The sequence below is a fragment of the Plasticicumulans sp. genome (assembly GCF_035331805.1).
Classification (GTDB): domain Bacteria; phylum Pseudomonadota; class Gammaproteobacteria; order Competibacterales; family Competibacteraceae; genus Plasticicumulans.
In genome coordinates this window covers 1-16886 of record NZ_DAOLKE010000013.1, presented here as the reverse complement: position 1 = coordinate 16886, position 16886 = coordinate 1, and the positions used below count along the sequence as shown (strand labels likewise).

General features: G+C 69.2%; 16 protein-coding genes. 1 reads left to right on the top strand and 15 read right to left on the bottom strand.

Going from position 1 to position 16886, the window contains the following annotated elements:
• From PKE44_RS02290 to tssA, 15 genes are all read right to left on the bottom strand, one after another.
• Window positions 1-1310 (bottom strand): tetratricopeptide repeat protein (locus PKE44_RS02290; RefSeq protein WP_324548044.1); only part of this gene is annotated, 1310 nt, incomplete at its 3' end.
• Window positions 1311-1434: 124 nt separating this feature from the next.
• A complete protein-coding gene (locus tag PKE44_RS02285) occupies window positions 1435-1851 on the bottom strand; it encodes a hypothetical protein (protein WP_324548043.1) in 417 nt (138 codons plus the stop codon).
• Window positions 1848-2198, bottom strand: coding sequence for a hypothetical protein (locus PKE44_RS02280; protein ID WP_324548042.1), 351 nt, complete (start codon window positions 2196-2198; stop codon window positions 1848-1850). The genes PKE44_RS02285 and PKE44_RS02280 overlap by 4 nt, the downstream gene beginning before the upstream one ends.
• A gap of 27 nt (window positions 2199-2225) precedes the next feature.
• Complete coding sequence (locus PKE44_RS02275) at window positions 2226-3239, bottom strand: M35 family metallo-endopeptidase (RefSeq protein WP_324548041.1); 1014 nt, start codon at window positions 3237-3239, stop codon at window positions 2226-2228.
• Window positions 3240-3475: 236 nt separating this feature from the next.
• Window positions 3476-4645, bottom strand: coding sequence for a lipase family protein (locus PKE44_RS02270; protein WP_324548040.1), 1170 nt, complete (start codon window positions 4643-4645; stop codon window positions 3476-3478).
• Between the two features lie 48 nt (window positions 4646-4693).
• A complete protein-coding gene (locus tag PKE44_RS02265) occupies window positions 4694-5083 on the bottom strand; it encodes a carboxypeptidase-like regulatory domain-containing protein (RefSeq protein ID WP_324548039.1) in 390 nt (129 codons plus the stop codon).
• 91 nt (window positions 5084-5174) lie between these two features.
• Complete coding sequence (gene tssH, locus PKE44_RS02260) at window positions 5175-7877, bottom strand: type VI secretion system ATPase TssH (protein ID WP_324548038.1); 2703 nt, start codon at window positions 7875-7877, stop codon at window positions 5175-5177.
• A gap of 76 nt (window positions 7878-7953) precedes the next feature.
• A complete protein-coding gene (tssG, locus tag PKE44_RS02255; RefSeq protein WP_324548037.1) occupies window positions 7954-9063 on the bottom strand; it encodes a type VI secretion system baseplate subunit TssG in 1110 nt (369 codons plus the stop codon).
• A complete protein-coding gene (gene tssF, locus PKE44_RS02250) occupies window positions 9060-10937 on the bottom strand; it encodes a type VI secretion system baseplate subunit TssF (RefSeq protein WP_324548036.1) in 1878 nt (625 codons plus the stop codon). The genes tssG and tssF overlap by 4 nt, the downstream gene beginning before the upstream one ends.
• A gap of 17 nt (window positions 10938-10954) precedes the next feature.
• Window positions 10955-11458, bottom strand: coding sequence for a type VI secretion system baseplate subunit TssE (tssE, locus tag PKE44_RS02245; protein ID WP_324548035.1), 504 nt, complete (start codon window positions 11456-11458; stop codon window positions 10955-10957).
• Window positions 11459-11466: 8 nt separating this feature from the next.
• On the bottom strand, window positions 11467-12270 hold the full coding sequence (locus PKE44_RS02240) for a type VI secretion system accessory protein TagJ (protein ID WP_324548034.1): 804 nt from the start codon (window positions 12268-12270) through the stop codon (window positions 11467-11469).
• A 139-nt stretch (window positions 12271-12409) separates the two neighbouring features.
• Window positions 12410-12904, bottom strand: a complete 495-nt coding sequence (locus PKE44_RS02235; protein ID WP_324548033.1) for a type VI secretion system tube protein Hcp — start codon at window positions 12902-12904, stop codon at window positions 12410-12412.
• A gap of 108 nt (window positions 12905-13012) precedes the next feature.
• Window positions 13013-14509, bottom strand: coding sequence for a type VI secretion system contractile sheath large subunit (gene tssC / locus PKE44_RS02230; RefSeq protein WP_324548032.1), 1497 nt, complete (start codon window positions 14507-14509; stop codon window positions 13013-13015).
• 18 nt (window positions 14510-14527) lie between these two features.
• Window positions 14528-15028 (bottom strand): type VI secretion system contractile sheath small subunit, encoded by a 501-nt coding sequence (tssB, locus tag PKE44_RS02225; RefSeq protein WP_324548031.1) that lies wholly within the window; start codon window positions 15026-15028, stop codon window positions 14528-14530.
• Window positions 15029-15098: 70 nt separating this feature from the next.
• The gene (tssA, locus tag PKE44_RS02220; RefSeq protein WP_324548030.1) at window positions 15099-16178 is read right to left on the bottom strand and encodes a type VI secretion system protein TssA; all 1080 of its coding nucleotides are present in this window, start codon (window positions 16176-16178) and stop codon (window positions 15099-15101) included.
• A 206-nt stretch (window positions 16179-16384) separates the two neighbouring features.
• Between tssA and PKE44_RS02215 the strand changes: the two genes are divergently transcribed.
• A partial coding sequence (locus PKE44_RS02215; protein WP_324548029.1) for an FHA domain-containing protein occupies window positions 16385-16886 on the top strand: 502 nt, incomplete at its 3' end.

Here is a 16886-nt window from a genome sequence, read left to right as displayed (position 1 = left end):
ACCCGCGCACGCACGACCCAGCCCTGCACCGGATGTGACAGCTCCATGCGCAGCACGCCCGGCTCCAGCGACAGCCCGCTGAATCCGGCTGCGGCCAGCGTCGCCTGCACGTAGTCGCCGCGATGCGCATACCGGCCGTGCGGGCGGATGCGGTATGGCTCGGGATTGTCGTCGTCCAGCCGCTCGACCGTGAAGCCGAGCCAGCCGCCGGCCTTCAGGCTCCGGCGCGCAGCAGCGGCGAATTCCTCCAGCGCGCCGAAGTAGCACAGCGTGTCGGCCGAGACGATCACGTCGAAGGCCGCCGGGTAGGTGGCGAGAAAGCGCGTCAGCTCGGCTTCGTACAGCTTGTCGTAGTCGCCGCGGGCATCGGCCTTGCGCAGCATGCCGGGCGACAGGTCGATGCCGATCAGGCGCTGCGCGTAGGGCTTCAGCCACGGCCCGCACAGCCCGGTGCCGCAGCCGGCATCGACGATGATGCGCGTGGCCTGCGCGGTGCCGAGATCGGCCCTGAGCCGTGCCGCGAGCAGATCCGGCGCGTGATAGTCGAGCTTTTCGAGCAGCACCTCGTCGAAGCTCTCGGCGAAGTCATCGAAGGTGCGCTTCACGTAGTCGTCGGCGGCGCGCGCCGGCACGTCCTCGCCCGAGCACGCGGCGAGCATGTGGCGCGGCACCGGATTGGCCGCATCGAAGGTCAGCCACTGGCGGAACACGTCGGCGGCCTCGGCGGTGTGGCCGGTGATGTACAGCATGTAGCCGTACTGGTAGTGCGCGCGGGCGTGGGTCGGATCGATCTCGATGCAGCGGCGGAAGGCATCGAGCACGCTCGCGAGCGTCGAGGTGTGGCGCAGCATCAGGCCGAGCTGGTAATGCGCCTCGGCGAAGTCCGGCGCCAGCGACGCGAGCTTCGCGTAGGCCTCGGCCGAATCGGCGTACAGGCCGCGCGCGCGCAGCGTCAGGCCGAGGTTGTTCCAGGCGCCGGCGTGTCCGGCGTCGCATTCGAGCGCGGCACGGTAGGCGGTTTCGGCCTCGTCGAAACGCCCGGCGCGCAGATGCACGTTGCCGAGGTTGTTCCAGGCGTCGGTGTAGCGCGGCACGGCCTGCAGCGCCCGGCCGATCAGGTCGAGCGCCTCGTCATCGCGCCCCTGCTGGTGGCGCAGCAGGCCGAGGTAGTGCAGCGCATCCGGGTGGCCGGGATCGGCGGCCAGCAGTTCGAGATAGATCGGTTCGGCGGCGAGGCCCTGCCCGCGCCGGTGCAGTTCGATGGCTTCGGACAGACGGTCTGGGGCGGCCGGGGCGGCGAGATCGGTCATCGGAACTCCGGAAGCGGGACGGCGGCGGACGGTGCGGGGTTCAGCGTATACCGCCGGCCGCCGCCGCGACGACCGGCCGGCCGATGCGCGCCGCAGGAACCCGGCGCCGGCCTCGGGCCGGGATTCAGCGCCGGTTTTGGACTCCCTGCTCCTGCACGGCCCGGCTGCCCAGGTCCAGCGTGTAGCGCCGTCCGCGCTCATCGGTGATTTCCAGGGTCCGGCCGCCGCGCCCGGCGCGCAGCGAGGCGATGAACACGTCCTGCACGTCGGATTCCAGCTTCGGGTCGTAGGCAGTCGCATAGATGCGCTGGCGCCAGAGTTCGCGGCCGCTGCGGGCGTCGCGGGCGACGAGGTAGCCACCGGCCTGATCGTCGCCGAAATCGCGCGTGTCGGGCGGCGCCTCGTAGCGCACCCCGTGCAGCGTCAGCGGCGCAACGGCCGGCGGCGCCACGCGCTTGCCGGCCGGCATTTCCCCGCCCGCACCGGCGACCGTGCCCGCTGCCAGCAGTACAGCCGCGAGCAGCGCGCGCACCGGCTTCACTTCGCCGTCACCGTGCGCGTGGCCGGATCGACGACGAAGCGCCGGCCGCGCTCGTCGACGATTTTCAGCGTGCCGCGCGGCCCGGTCTTCAGGCTCTCGATGAACACGTCCTGCACGTCCTCTTCGAGATCGGGGTCATAGTCGATCACGTAGACCTGCAGCAGCCACAGCGACGCACCGCTCGCCGCATCGAAGGCTTCCAGGTAACCACCGTTCTGCCCGAGCCCGCGCTCGCGCCCCCAGTGCACGACCTCGTAGCGCACGTTCCCGATCGTGACCGGTTCCACCTCCGGCGGCCCGACCCGTTTCGGCGCGGGCAGGCCGGCCTCCAGTTCGTCATCGTTCATGGCTGTTCTCCCGAAAAGCGGACCGCATCACTTCAGCACGTTGAGACGGTCGGACTTCGACAGGTAACCGGCCAGATCGAGGGCGAAATAGCCCCAGCTGTCGGCATTGTCGATGGCCTTGGCATAAGGCAGCGTTGCCTTGGCAGGTTTCAGGCCGCTGCTGTCGTAGCGGTGATCGCGGGTGCTGACTTCGTGGTGCGAGAACTCATGGATGATGGTTTCCGCACACAGCCACATCTTGCCGGTATTGCCGGTCAGGCGCGTGAAGGCGCCTTCGAGATAGATCACCGGAAAACCGCCGCCCTCGCCGCCGCGGAAGGCGGCACCGAAATACTTGCTGCGGGTCTTGATCCAGTCGGCGTAATCGGCGAACACCAGCTTGTCGGAGGCACAGGCGACCGCGATCTTCTTGAAGCCGTCGAGCAGTTTGGTGCGTGCCTCGGTCAGTTGCGCATCGCCGCTGTCCTCGTCGAGAAACCAGCGCTTTATCACGGCATCGGTGTCGTCCTTCTTGCCGGTGGCGCCGCTGAGCTTCGCCTTGGTGTCTTCGGAAATCTTCAGCGCCACCCCGAGTGCCGAGGCCATCCAGCGCATTTCGGTGCTGGAGAAGATTTTCTTCTCGTGATTGAGCTTGGCCTCCAGCGCCTTGGCATCACCGGTCAGTTCGTCGAACACCCATTTCTCGTAGGCCTTCGGCGGTGAATACACCCAGACGTTCTGGCCGCCCTTCTTCACGACGTGATAGAGGTGCCTGAGCATCTTCAGCGTCGCTGCGCGCTCGGCGAGCGTGCCGGAGGAAACCGGATTCTGCGCGGCCTCGACGATCACCGCGCCGATCTTGCGGTTTCCGGACTTGCAGAGATCGCGCAGGCGCTTGCGCACGCGCTCCGGGTCGTCGGCGCGGGCCACGGCCAGTCCGTCGGCGCCGAACAGCGTCCGCGCCTGACAGTCGGCAAACAGGAACTCCTGCCACTTGCTTTCGAACACCTGATTTTCGAGCACGTCCCTGGCCTTTCTGTAGGCTTCCGTGAACTTGTTCATGCTCGCGCTCCTCCCGGGAGACCTGAGTTTTCTGGCCGGGGCAGCGGATTGCTGCTGCCGGACTCCGGCCGTTCGTGCGGCAGCCCCCTGCGGTGACTGCCGCGGAATGCCACGCGAACCACCCCGGTACGTGGCGCGGATGGCCGGCCGCGTGCCCTCGGGGCCGGCCGGCAGGGTCGCTGAAGCAGGTTTGCAAACCCGGCCGATGGATGCCGCAAGGCCGCCGGCCGGCCCGCTCAGCCGAGCACCGACAGCGCCGAGCGGGCCAGCCCGGTCAGCGTGCCGAACAGCAGCCCCAGCACCCAGCGCACGAAGCCGAAGGTCATGACCGTGCCGACGATCGCGGTGCGGCCGAGGAACAGGAAGATGGCCTTGATCAGGGCCGCGATGTAGCCGGTCAGCTCGATCGACAGCTCCGCACTCTTTGCGAGCAGCCAGGCGAGCTGGTCGAGCACGGTCATGCCGGCGGTGAGCAGCGTGCCGAAGGTGCCGACCAGCAGGGCGCTGGTCTTCTTCAGCAGCCAGGCGAGCGCCCGGCCGATCATCTGCAGCGTCCGGGCGCCGAGCGGCAGCACGTGACCGCCGCCCGAGGCGATCTGGTCGAGCCAGCCCTGCACGCGGGCATCGTTGAGGTCGTCGCGGCAGCGCCGCTCCAGCCCGATCCAGTTGTCCTCGCCGACGCCGGGGATGTAGCTGTCCTTCATCGAATGCGCGGCGACGCTGACCAGACCGTGGTTGCCGCTGGCGAGCGGATAGCCGGCGCTGTCGGCCGGCACGTGCAGGAACGGGAACAGCGGGATCTTCGGCACCGGGTCCGCGGCGTGGTGGACGCGGTGGATGTGCTCGGCGCCGAGCCGCTGGCGCAGCGCGTTCGAAAAGAACAGCGAGCCGGCACGCGGCGAGCCGAAGGTGTACAGGCGCACGGCGCCGGCGCGGATGTGCGAGAAGTAATCGGCGTTCAGCGTCGCGAGCGCGCCGCCCAAGCTGTGGCCGACGCAGTGGATCACCGACGGGTTGCGGCCGCGCAGGTATTGCGCGAGCCCGTCGGCGAAGGACTTCCAGACCTCATGGAAACCCGCATGCACCGGCAGCCCGCCCGGGCCGATCTGCATGCCGATGTTCAGGTTCGACAGCCAGTCGAGCTGGATGCTGGTGCCGCGGGTCGCGACGAGGATCTCGCCCTGGTGACGCCCCTCGCCCTCGGCGAGGTAGCCGAAACCGCTGATGGTCTTGCAGGCGATCAGGCCGCCGGAGCGGCCGGTGAAGCGCGATTCCTCGCCGACGGTGAACAGGCCCTCGCAGCCGAACAGGTCACCGCGTTCGCGGGCCTCGCCGACGGTCTGGTCGAGCAGCGTGTAGACGCCGCGGGCAATGCGGGCCGCCTGCAGCGGCGTGAGCGTCGTCATGGTCTTGGCCTCGTGGAGCGGGCGCTGCGGGTGGCGCGCTGCTGCGGCTCATTGCGGCTCGCAGATGCCGTACACCTCGCCGTGGTGTTCCGGCGCCGCTTCGAGCCGGCACACCAGCGAGATCGGCCGGCCGCCCAGTTCGCCGTTCTCGGCGTATTCGCCCTTGTTGAACATCCACGCCTGGTAGGTCCGGCCGGCGTGGTGGATGAGCAGGGTCTGGCGCACGAAGGGTTCGTGCGGCAGCAGCGAGCCGAGCAGCGAGCCGCGCGTGATCGCCGGCAGGCGGAAGCGCCCGTCGGCGTCGGTGCGGGTCTCGTCCCTGCCGCTTTCGGGCTTCCAGCGCCATTCGTAGCTGCGTTCGAGCCGCGCGCCCTCGACCGGCCGGCCGTCATCGAGCACGACGCCGGTGACGGCGGAGAACAGGCACAGGTTTCCCATCGCGATGGCCTCGTGAGCGTGAATCAGCAACAGCGTCAGCAGCGGCCCGCCCCGGCGACGATGCCTGCGGGGCGGGCACACCGCGGGCCGCTCAGGCATCGAAGGCATACGCGAATTCGCCGTCGCGCACCGACACGTGCACGCGCGTGACCGGCTGGCCTTCCATCATGCGTTCGAGGAACTCGCGGCTGATGTCCGGCAGCATGGTGTTGGTCAGGATCGCATCGATCATGCGTCCGCCCGATTCCAGCTCGGTGCAGCGCGAGACGATGAGTTTGACGACCTCGTCGTCGTACTCGAACGGCACCTTGCGGTGCTCCTCGACGCGCTTCTTGATGCGCCCGAGCTGCAGCCGGACGATGCGCCCGAGCATCTCGTCGCTGAGCGGGTAGTACGGGATCGTCACCAGCCGCCCGAGCAGCGCCGGCGGGAACACCTTCAGCAGGGGTTCGCGCAGCGCCTTGGCGATGTCATCGGGCTCGGGCATCAGCTCCGGGTCCTTGCAGAGCTGCATCAGCAGGTCGGTGCCGGCGTTGGTGGTCAGCAGGATCAGCGTGTTCTTGAAGTCGATCAGCCGGCCCTCGCCGTCCTCCATCCAGCCCTTGTCGAAGACCTGGAAGAAGATCTCGTGCACGTCCGGGTGGGCCTTCTCGACCTCGTCGAGCAGCACGACCGAGTACGGCCGCCGGCGCACGGCCTCGGTCAGCACGCCGCCCTCGCCGTAGCCGACGTAGCCCGGAGGCGCGCCCTTCAGCGACGAGACGGTGTGCGCCTCCTGGTACTCGCTCATGTTGATCGTGATCAGGTTCTGCTCGCCGCCGTAGAGCGCCTCGGCGAGCGCCAGCGCGGTCTCGGTCTTGCCGACGCCGGAGGTGCCGGCGAGCATGAACACGCCGATCGGCTTGTTCGGATTGTCGAGGCCGGCGCGCGAGGTCTGGATGCGCCTGGCGATCATCTGCATCGCGTGGTCCTGGCCGATCACGCGCTGGCCGAGCGTGTCGGCGAGCTTCAGCACCGTCTCGATCTCGTTGCGCGCCATGCGCCCGACCGGGATGCCGGTCCAGTCCTCGACCACCGAGGCGACCGCCTGGTAATCGACGGTCGGCAGGATCAGCGGCTGCTCGCCCTGCAGCTCGGCGAGCTGCGTCTGCAGGCCGTGCAGCTTCTCGCGCAGCGCCGCGACTTCGGCCTCGCCGAGCTTCGCCGGCGGCTCGCCTTTGGCCGGCCCGTCGACGACGCCGATGTTGGCGCGCAGCGCGGCGCGCGTCGCGAGCAGCTCATCGACCAGCGCCTTCTCGGCGTTCCAGCGCGCTTCCAGCCCTTCGAGCCGGGCCTTCTCGGCCGCCAGCCGCTCGTTGCAGAGCGATTCGCGCGCCGCGGTGTCGAGGCCGACCGCGGCTTCCTTCGCGATGATGCGCAGCTCCGTATCGAGCGCCTCGATGCGCTTGCGGCTGTCATCGACCTCGGCCGGCACCGCGTGCAGGCTGACCGCGACGCGCGCGCAGGCGGTGTCGAGCAGGCTCACGGACTTGTCCGGCAGCTGGCGCGCCGGGATGTAGCGGTGCGAGAGCTTGACCGCGGCCTCCAGCGCCTCGTCGAGGATCTGCACCTTGTGGTGCGCCTCCATCGTCGAGGCGACGCCGCGCATCATCAGCACGGCCTTCTTCTCGTCGGGCTCATCGACCTGCACGCTCTGGAAGCGCCGGGTCAGCGCCGGGTCCTTCTCGATGTGCTTCTTGTACTCGGCGAAGGTGGTCGCGCCGATCGTGCGCAGCGTGCCGCGCGCCAGCGCGGGCTTGAGCAGGTTGGCGGCATCGCCGGTGCCGGCCGCACCGCCGGCGCCGACCAGCGTGTGCGTCTCGTCGACGAACAGGATCACCGGCTTCGGGCTGGCCTGCACTTCCTCGATCACCGAGCGCAGGCGCTGCTCGAACTCGCCCTTCATGCTGGCCCCGGCCTGCAGCAGGCCGACATCGAGCGCGCGCAGCGTGACTTCCTGCAGCGACGGCGGCACGTCGCCACGGGCGATGCGCTGCGCGAAGCCCTCGACGACCGCCGTCTTGCCGACGCCGGCCTCGCCGATCAGGATCGGGTTGTTCTGGCGGCGGCGCATCAGGATGTCGACGACCTGGCGGATTTCATCGTCGCGCCCGACGATCGGGTCCATCTTGCCGCTGCGCGCCTGCTCGGTCAGATCGGTCGTGAAGCGGTTCAGCGCCTCCTGCTTGCCGAGCTGCGCCGGCGGGATCGCACCGCTCGCCTCGCCCGGCGCCGCACCGCCGCCGACCTGGAAACCGTCGGTCGCGTGCAGGCCCTGCTCGGGCGAGCCGGAAACGTATTCGTCGAAGCGGTCGGTCAGCGCGTCGGCCTTGAACTTGTCGAACTCCTTCGAGATGCCGAGCAGCGCGCTGCGCAGCGACGGCGTCTTCAGGATGCCGACCACCAGATAGCCGGTGCGCACCTGCGCCTCGCCGAACATCAGGCTGCCGTAGACCCAGCCGCGCTCGACGGCTTCCTCGACGTGCGCCGACAGGTTGGTGATCGAGGTCGAGCCGCGCGGCAGCCGGTCGAGGGCATCAGTCAGGTCCTTGACCAGCACCGAGGGGTTGACGTTGAACTGCCTGATCAGCCTGTGCAGGTCGGAATCGGGCAGTTGCAGGATCTGATGGACCCAGTGCACCAGCTCGACGTACGGATTGCCGCGCATCTTGCAGAACACCGTCGCCGCCTCGACCGCCTTGTAGCCGAGGCTGTTGAGCTTGCCGAACAGCTTGACCCGACTGATTTCCGCCATGACGTGCTCCCTCGAAGGTGGTGGATCGTGTTGTATGCGGCCCCGGCGTGCCGGCGCGGGCCGCGGAGGTCCGGATTCAGGCGGGCGCCGGGACCGGCGCCGTCATGACGCTTTCCTGCAGCTGCAGGTCGGCCGGATCGGCCGCCCCCGGCGTGCCGATCCAGGTGGTCCAGCCGAGCCGGGTCGGACCGCCGAGCCGTGCCTCGGGCACCTCGGGCCGCGCGAGGATCAGCCGCGCATCCCAGGCGTATTCCTCGCCGACGTAGCTGCGCACCCAGGCGCGCAGCCGCGCGAGACTCGCGCCGCCCGGCAGCAGGCGTTCGTAGTCGGCGAGCGTCAGCGGCCCGAGCACGACGCGGAACTTGTACTGGCGGTCCCAGACCCGGGTGCCGATCACGGCGTTGACGCCGAGCGTGCCGCTCGCGCGCGAATCGCCGAGCCGGCACTGCACCGGCGGCGGCAGTTCCAGCCAGTGGCCGATGTATTCCCCGATGCGCACCGGCAGGCCGAGATAGTCGGCGAGGATCGCGCGCAGGCCGTCCGGGTGGCGCGCCTGCGGCCCGAGCAGGCCGGCGAAGTGCAGCCGCGGCCGGTGGCCGAGCACGTCGCGATCGCGCAGGGCTTCGTCACCGTAGCCGGCGAGGCTGCCGACGTAGCGCGCGAAGCGGTCCTCGCCGGGGCGGTCCATGCCGACGGTCGGCTGCGCATCGGCCCAGGCGCGCCAGAACAGCGACATCAGCCGGTGATGGAAGATGTCGGCAAAGCGCGCGAAGGTCGGATCGCGGTGGTTGCGCTGGCGCTCGCGCGCGTGCTCGCTCAGGTGCAGCGGCAGCGGCCCGTGCGGGCCGAACAGCCCGAAGGCATAGCTCGCCAGCCGGGCCGGCCGGTGGGACGGGCGCTCGAAGGCGGCGATCGTCGAGGGCACGAAGGTCGTGTGCGGCGGCTGCGACAGCCGCACCGGATCATCGGCAACCCGGAACGAGCGCCCGAGCCGCGGCTTGTCCGGGAACGCGCATTCGATGCGCCGCAGCGCCTGCCAGAGATCGAAATCCCACGGCTTCGCCGCCAGCGCCGTGAACAGCGCCTCGGCGACCGGCGACAGCAGCACCGGCGGCGCGACGCCGAAATCGGCGGCGCTCAGCGCCGGCGCAATGCCGGAATCCTCGGTGTCGGCGTCGGCGTTCACAGCAGCGCCCGCGCGCCCATGCGCACCGGCCAGCGCATGATCTCGCCGCGCTCCAGCGAACGCACGCTGGTCTCGGTGTAGCTGTTCATCGACACGTAGCGGCCGAGGAAGCGCTCCAGCACCGCCCCCATCAGGAACACGCCGGCCCCGCCGTAGGCGCCCTCGTCGAAGTTCAGCGCGATCTCGACGCCGCGCCCGAAGGCGATCGGCCCCGGCAGCGGCAGGCGGCGGGTCGCCGGCTGCGTCTTCACCGACAGCAGGCCGTCGACCTGCTTCTGGCCGGCGGCATCGTTCGGATCGACGTACAGGCGCAGCAGCTCGCGCAGCGCCACCGCGCCCTGCTGCGCATCGCTGTCGGCGAGCGTCAGGTAGTTCAGCGACAGGTGCGAGATCAGCCGCCAGGCCACGTCGTTCTCGGCGTTGCTCGGGCGCGGGCGCGTCGGACCGGCCACGCAGCGCACCGCCGCCACCGGCGCGCCGCTCTCCAGCGTGAAGTCGGTGCGCCCGAGCCCGAGCGGCATCGTCAGCGGCAGGTCGCGGTTGGTGCACAGCACTTCGAGCGACAGCTGGCGCAGATCGTGCCGGTACGGTGCGGCAGCGGCATCGACCAGCGCGATGAACACCTCCTGGCCGATGTAGCCGCTGCGCGGCCCGCGCAGCTTCGCGCGCGCCGACAGCAGGCGCTTGGTACGGCGCAGCGTGTAATACGCCCCGTCGGCGGCGCGGCGGATGCGGTCGTGCGCGCAGTAGAACGGCAGGAAGGCCTGCTCGGCCTGCTCGGTCGTGCCGTGACCGGTCACGCGTTCGAGCGAGTGGACCTCGAAATCGAGCGGCCGCGTGCGGTCCGGGACGATGTGGTACTCGTAGCTCCTGTCGTTCAGGTGGATGCGGTCGGCGCGGCGCGGGAACAGGTTGATCGCCGGTGCGCAGTGCAGCACGAAGTTCTCGGGCTTCAGCACGCCTTCGAGCATCGGGTCGAGCCGATCGAACAGCACCAGCAGTTCGAGTTCGCTGCCGCTGCAGCGGCGCACGACCGGTGCCAGGGCGCGCAGTTCGACGAACAGGAAACGCTGCGGGAACGCGAAGTACTCGCCGAGCAGCCGGTAGCCCTGGAAGCTCTGCGGCGACAGCGGCAGCAGCGCCTGTTCGTCCTCGAAGCCCATCGGCGCCAGCGATTCGCGGCCGAGCCACTGGAACCACGGCGCCGGACGCTGCGCCGGGCGGGCGAGCACGGCGACGGCGTTGCCGAGCAGCTGTTCGTACAGCCGGAACGGCAGCTGGTCGGCGCCGCGCAGGAACAGCGGCAGGCGCTCGAGCGACAGCGCATCGAAGCTCAGGCCGGCCGTGGCCCGCAGGCGCAGGCGCAGGCCGGCACGCGCACGCGGCGCGCTGTTCGCGGCCGGGCCGAGCACGGCCGTGACGTTGCCGAAGTACTCGGCCTCGGTCAGCTCGACCGGCCACAGCGTCACCGGCTGACCGGTGCGGTATTCGCAGGCGGTGGTCTCGTTCTTGCCGAGCACGCTCTTGAGACTCGCGCCGCGCGGCACCGTGAAACCGGCCGCGAGCGAGCCTTCGGACAGGTCCGGCTGCAGCTGCAGCACCGCCATCGACGGCACCGGCGCCAGATAGTGCGGGTAGACCATCTCCAGCAGGTGCTGCGTGAACACCGGGAACTCGGCATCGAGTTTCAGTTGCACGCGCGCCGACAGGAAGGCACAGCCTTCGAGCAGCCGCTCGACGTAGGGGTCGGCGCATTCGAAGCCGGTCAGGCTCAGGCGCGAGGCGATCTTCGGGAATTCCTGCGCGAACTCGCCGGCGGTCTCGCGCAGGTGCTGGAGTTCCTGGTTGTAATACCGGTACAGGCGCGGATCCATCGGGGGGCTGCTTGCGATCAGGCGTTGCGGGGCTCGATGCGGACGTTGCCGGATTCGAGGTCGATCTCGGTCTTCAGCCACAGATGCAGCGGCACCGGCTGCGCCCAGAGTTCGCCCTGGATCTCGAAGCCGATGGCGTTGTGGTTCATCTGCTCGCGGGCGACGACGGCGCGCACCTGCAGCGTGTGCGGCAGGATGCGCGGTTCGAAGGTGCGGATGGTATCGGCGAGCACGCGTTCGAGCGCCGGGATGTCGACGCTGCTGGCCGTGCGTCCGGAGAGCGCCGGCAGGCCGTAGTTCAGCACCGAGCGCGCGACCTGCGGCCAGGCATCGAGCGACTGCACGGATTCGTGGTTGCCGGCGTTGAACAGCCAGGCGAGATCACGCAGCACGCTCTCGCGCAACTGGTTCAGCGACAGCACGCGCTGCTCGCGCGTTTCCTTGTGACGCTCGGGCGCGTCGTCGATCAGCCGGTCGAGCAGCGCCGGCTGCAGGCGTTCCTGCGGCGTCAGTTCGGCCACGGTGAGCCTCAGGCGCTCGCCGGAGCGGCCGGATCGAAGTGCAGCGTGCGCAGGTCGTACAGCGCCACGTCGTCGCCGTCGGTCGCGAACACCCGCTGCCCGGCAGCGAGCACGAGGCCGTGCTCGTTCTCGCGCCATTCGGTGCGCCGTCCGAGCAGCAGGCCGCCGTCATCCTCGGCGTCCAGCCCCGGGTAGCGCGCCGGCAGCAGCGCAACCGTCTCGCCGCCGGTCGTGAAGGTCAGCGATGCCGGCATCCAGACCACATCGCGCAGGTCGGCCGGGGCCTCCTGCTGCACGCTGCTCAGGCGTTCGCAGGGAATCCAGTAATAGCGGCCGTTGATGATCGCCTCGATGACCGGCCCGAGCCGGCCGTCGGTATCGGCCAGCCACGCAAACGGCCGGCCGTCGGCGCTGCCGGGATTGGCCGGTGCCCGCTCGAAGGCTTCGGCGCGCAGGCCGGCCGCGGCCTGCGGATCGTCGGCATCGCGCGCGAGCGCCTCGATCAGCAGCGCGACCCACGGCGTCGGCTCGCCGAACAGCAGCGGCGCCCTGCGACCGGCGAAGACCTCCTGCCGGAAGACTTCGCAGCGCAGCGCCTCGCGGTAGGTCTGCACCATCGGCAAGGCCTCGGCATCGAGTTCGCCGACCACCTGCAGCTGGCCGAGCGCCCTCGGCCACTGGCCGAGCACGCAGAGCAGCTGGAACAGCAGCACGCGATGGCGCGCAACCGCCGGCTCCTTGCGTACGCGGGCCTGCAGTTCGGTCAGTGCCTCCCGGGGATTGCCCGACTGCAGGGCGGCTTCGACGCTCACGACACACCTCCACGCCAGCCGCCCGGTGCAGGGGCGGCTCACGTCCGGGATTCGGGGAAATCCGGAATTCAGACCTGCGCCGGAGCGCAGGCCGGCAGGCGGGCGGGGGCCGCGAGCCGGCGTTCGCAGACGGACCGGATTACGGAACGGCGTTGGCCTCGATGTCCCACTTGAAGTCCTTCGACGCCTCACCGGCACCCTTGTCGGTCTGCTCGGTGTACGTGAAGGTGACCTTCGCGAAGTTCAGCGAGACGTTCTCGGTCAGCCGATCCTCGCCACCGCTGCCACCGGTGTTGATCGACGTGACCATGACCTTCTCCATCTTGATCTTGATGTACTCGACCGGCTCCTTGCCGCCGGCCTTGCGCACGGTCAGCAGCGCGTCGTCGATGTGCTGGCCGGTCGCGCAGGCGTGCATCAGCGCATACGAGGCGATGTCGACCCACTTGGTCACCGACATGTCGTTGACGTTGACCTTGCCGGCGCCGCCACCGCCGCCGGTGTGGAAGGTGCCGGACTGCGACATGCCCCAGCTCCAGGCGAGGACGTCGATTTCCTTCGGATGCTTCTTGTCCTTCGATTCGCCCTTGATGTTCGCGGCGTCCGCGAATTTCAGAAAGATGTCAACGGCCATGAATGTCTCTCCTGCAGTGCGTCAATGCTGGAATTGGGACCCGGTACGTCGCCCGGACGTCAGGGACCGTTTGCAAAGGTGCGGCGACCGCAGTCACCGCACCGCCAGTCAGCCGCCCTTCTGCGAGGGCAGCTTGGATACCAGTCGCAACGACACCGTCAATCCTTCGAGCTGGTAGTGCGGCCGCAGGAAGAACTTCGACGTGTAGTACCCGGGGTTGCCTTCGACTTCCTCGACGACGACCTCGGCGGCGGCGAGCGGCTTCTGGGCCTTCGTGGTCTCGCTGGAGCGCGAGGGATCGCCGTCCACGTAGTTCATGATCCATTTCTGCAGCCAGATCTGCATGTCCTCGCGCTCCTTGAAGGAGCCCACCTTGTCGCGGACCATGCACTTCAGGTAGTGCGCGAAGCGGCAGGTCGCGAACAGGTACGGCAGCCGGGCGGCGAGGTTGGCATTCGAAGTGGCATCGGGATCATCGTACTCGGCCGGCTTCTGCAGCGACTGGGCTCCGATGAAAGCTGCGAAATCGGTATTTTTCTTGTGCACGAGCGGCATGAAACCGTTTTTTGCGAGCTCGGCCTCCCGCCGGTCGGAAATCGCGATTTCGGTCGGGCACTTCATGTCGACGCCGCCGTCGTCGGTCGGGAAGGAATGCGCGGGCAGCCCCTCGACCGCACCGCCGGATTCGATGCCGCGGATGCGCGAGCACCAGCCGTAGAGCTTGAACGAGCGGTTGATGTTGACGGCCATCGCGTAGGCGGAGTTGGCCCACGTGTACTTGCTGCTGTCGGCCCCGGTCGTGTCCTCCTCGAAATCAAATTCATCGACCGGATTGGTCTTGGCCCCGTAGGGCATGCGCGACAGGAAGCGCGGCATGGTCAGGCCGACGTAGCGCGAGTCCTCGGATTCACGCAGCGACTTCCACGCGGCATATTCGGGCGTCTGGAAGATCTTGGTCAGGTCGCGCGGGTTCGACAGCTCCTGCCAGGAATCCATCTGCATGACCGCCGGCGCGACGGCTGCGATGAACGGGGCGTGCATCGAGGCGGAAACCTTGGCGATCTCGCCGAGCAGTTCAACGTCGGGCGCCGAATGGTCGAAGTAGTAGTCGCCGACCAGGCAGCCGTAGGGCTCGCCGCCGAACTGGCCGTATTCCTCCTCGTAGAGCTTCTTGAAGATCGGGCTCTGGTCCCAGGCCGTGCCCTTGAACTTCTTCAGGGTCTTGTGCAGATCCTGCTTGGAGATGTTCATGACGCGGATCTTCAGCATCTCGTCGGTTTCGGTGTTGTTGACGAGGTGATGCAGGCCGCGCCAGGCCGATTCAAGCTTCTGGAAATCGGCGTGGTGCAGGATGTGGTTGATCTGCTCGGTCAGCTTGGCATCGAGCGCGGCGATCATCGCCTCGATGGTCTTCAGCGTGTCGCCGGAGACGATGCTCGAGGACGACAGTGCCTGCTCGGCGAGCGTGCGCACGGCCTCCTCGACCGCTTCCTTCGCTCGATCGCTCTTGGGCTTGAATTCCTGCAGCAGCAGCGCCTCGAAGGCGCCGCCCTCGGTGGTCAGGCCCGCACCCGCGGCCTGGGCTTCGGCGTTCAGTTCGGCCATGGACTGGTTACCTCGGGGTCATTCGGACTGCGGTTTGGGCGCGGACGCGAGGGCCTGCAGCAGGGAGGGGTCCTGCAGCACCTTGCCGATCAGTTCCTCGGCCCCGGTCTTGCCGTCCATGTAGGTCAGCAGGTTGGAGAGCTGGGTGCGCGCTTCGAGCAGCTTGTTCAGCGCATCGACCTTGCGGGCGATCGCGGCCGGCGTGAAGTCCTCCATGCTCTCGAAGGTGATGTCGACGCTCAGGTTGCCGTCGCCGGTCAGCGTGTTCGGCACCGCGAACGCGACGCGCGGCTTCATCGATTTCATGCGGCTGTCGAAGTTGTCGACGTCGATTTCCAGAAACTTGCGCTCGGCGACCGGTCCGAGCGGCTCGGCGGGCTTGCCGGACAGATCGGCCATGACGCCCATCACGAACGGCAGCTGGACCTTCTTCTGGGCGCCGTAGAGCTCGACGTCGTACTCGATCTGCACGCGCGGGGCGCGGTTGCGGGCGATGAATTTCTGACTGCTGTCTGCCACGGGCGGGTCTCCTCAGGCTTTGTTCGATCGCGAACCGGCGGCGCGTCGGCACCGGCTCGGGGGGAGCGGGTCAGTAGCCGTCCGAGCCGGACGATTCGGCATCCGGATCGGGGCCGCGCAGGACATCGATCTGCGCGAGGCTGTCGGGGGCGATGTTGCGCATGATGTCGACGAAACTCATCGTCACCAGCCGGCGCGCGCGCTCCATCAGGATCGGTACCGGGCTCGAAGGCTCGTGTCGAGTGTAGTAATCGCAGACGGCCTCCAGAGCTTTCAATACGTCATCTCGCGTACTGATGCGCCCGGCGACGAAACCGGAGGCGCCGGCCCCGGTCGCCGCGCTGCCGCCCGCCTCGGCCGGCTCCTCACCGGCCACCGGCAAGGCCCCGGTCTCGGCCACGGCGCCCAGGCCGCGCTGGGCCAGGCGCTCGTCGAGCAGCTGCACGCAGGGCTTGAGCGCCGTGCGCAACGGCGAGAGATCCACGGCGTTGCCGGAGCCAACCTGCTCGGTCAGGCGGCGCTCGATTGCCGAGGCGAGATCGAAGGCCGCATGCGCGCTGTCGGCGGCCGCCTGCAGTTCCTCGGCGGCGACCTCGCGGAACACGGCATCGAAGGTCTCGGCGGTCAGCACCGGCGTGCCGCTGCTCGCGCCGGAAAGGATCAGCCAGTCGCGCAGCGTCGCGACGCCGAAGCTGCGCGAGCGCGCCAGCGCGGCCTGGCGCAGCAGGCCGAGCACGTCGTCGCTGTCGGCGGCGACGAGGCCGGCGATGATGTTCACGCGCGTGGTCGGATCGTTGTAGTCATCCGGATCGAGCTGCGGATGCACGTGCTCCCAGTGGCGCTCCAGCAGGCCGTGCAGATAGCGCAGGCCGTCGGCGAATCCGGGCAGCCCCTCGACGGCGAGCAGCGCGCGGGTCAGCACCAGCGCGACGCGCAGGTCGCGCGTGCGTTCGAGCAGTTCCATCGCCTTGCCGCGCACGGCCCGCCAGTCCGGCGGTTCGGCCGGCACGATGGTGCTGCCGATCTGCTGCTCGGGCTTGCCGGTCGCGAGCCGTTCGAGGGCCTGGAAATCGGGATCGTATTCGAGATCACTGCCACCGGGCTCGTCGTCCGAGACGGGTTCGAGCCATTTCTCCACATCCAGCGCCACCGGGGCACCCCCTGCGATTGTCACCCGATCTGCGCACCGGCCGGCGCCGCGCATCGTGGCGTCCGCCAGTGCGGTCGCTGCGTAGCGTAGCCGGCGGCCGGCGGACTGCCAGCCGGCAGCGAGCGGCGAATTGTCAGCCGTGCCGGCACTGGCCTACAGTCGGCGGGCTTTTCGCCCCCCGGCTTGCCGCCCAGGTTTCACGACCGATGCCGTTGACCCTCCGTATCACCAGCCAGCACCCGCTCCTGCCCGAGGCCGATACCGTGCGCAGCCTCGGCAGCGGCGACAGCCTGACGATCGGCCGTGCGCCCGGCAACGACTGGGTGCTGCCGGACCCGGAGCTGGTCATCTCCGGCCGCCACTGCACCGTGCACGAGGAGCAGGGGCGCTACGTGCTGACCGACACCAGCACCAATGGCGTCTATCTCGGCGGCCAGCGCGTCGGTCGCGGCAACAGCCGGCCGCTGCAGGCCGGGGACGTGATCGCCATCGGCGAGTACCAGATCGCCGTCGAGCCGGGCGCCGGTGACGGCGGACAAGCCCCGGCCTTCGGGGCCGGCACGGCAGCAGCCGTGGCGCTGCCGGATGCCTTCGGCCTTGCCGCACCGGCACCGCTCGCCGATCCGTTCGGCCTGCACGGCACGCCGGGTGCGCAGGACCCGTTCGAACTGCACGGCAAGCCGGCCGGCGAGGATCCGTTCGGGCTGC

Bases quoted from the DNA above. Each gene is read 5' to 3' on its own strand.
- PKE44_RS02280 (WP_324548042.1), bottom strand. From the start codon at position 2,198: ATGAACGATGACGAACTGGAGGCCGGCCTGCCCGCGCCGAAACGGGTC.
- PKE44_RS02275 (WP_324548041.1), bottom strand. From the start codon at position 3,239: ATGAACAAGTTCACGGAAGCCTACAGAAAGGCCAGGGACGTGCTCGAA.
- PKE44_RS02270 (WP_324548040.1), bottom strand. From the start codon at position 4,645: ATGACGACGCTCACGCCGCTGCAGGCGGCCCGCATTGCCCGCGGCGTC.
- PKE44_RS02265 (WP_324548039.1), bottom strand. From the start codon at position 5,083: ATGGGAAACCTGTGCCTGTTCTCCGCCGTCACCGGCGTCGTGCTCGAT.
- tssH (WP_324548038.1), bottom strand. From the start codon at position 7,877: ATGGCGGAAATCAGTCGGGTCAAGCTGTTCGGCAAGCTCAACAGCCTC.
- tssF (WP_324548036.1), bottom strand. From the start codon at position 10,937: ATGGATCCGCGCCTGTACCGGTATTACAACCAGGAACTCCAGCACCTG.
- PKE44_RS02235 (WP_324548033.1), bottom strand. From the start codon at position 12,904: ATGGCCGTTGACATCTTTCTGAAATTCGCGGACGCCGCGAACATCAAG.
- tssC (WP_324548032.1), bottom strand. From the start codon at position 14,509: ATGGCCGAACTGAACGCCGAAGCCCAGGCCGCGGGTGCGGGCCTGACC.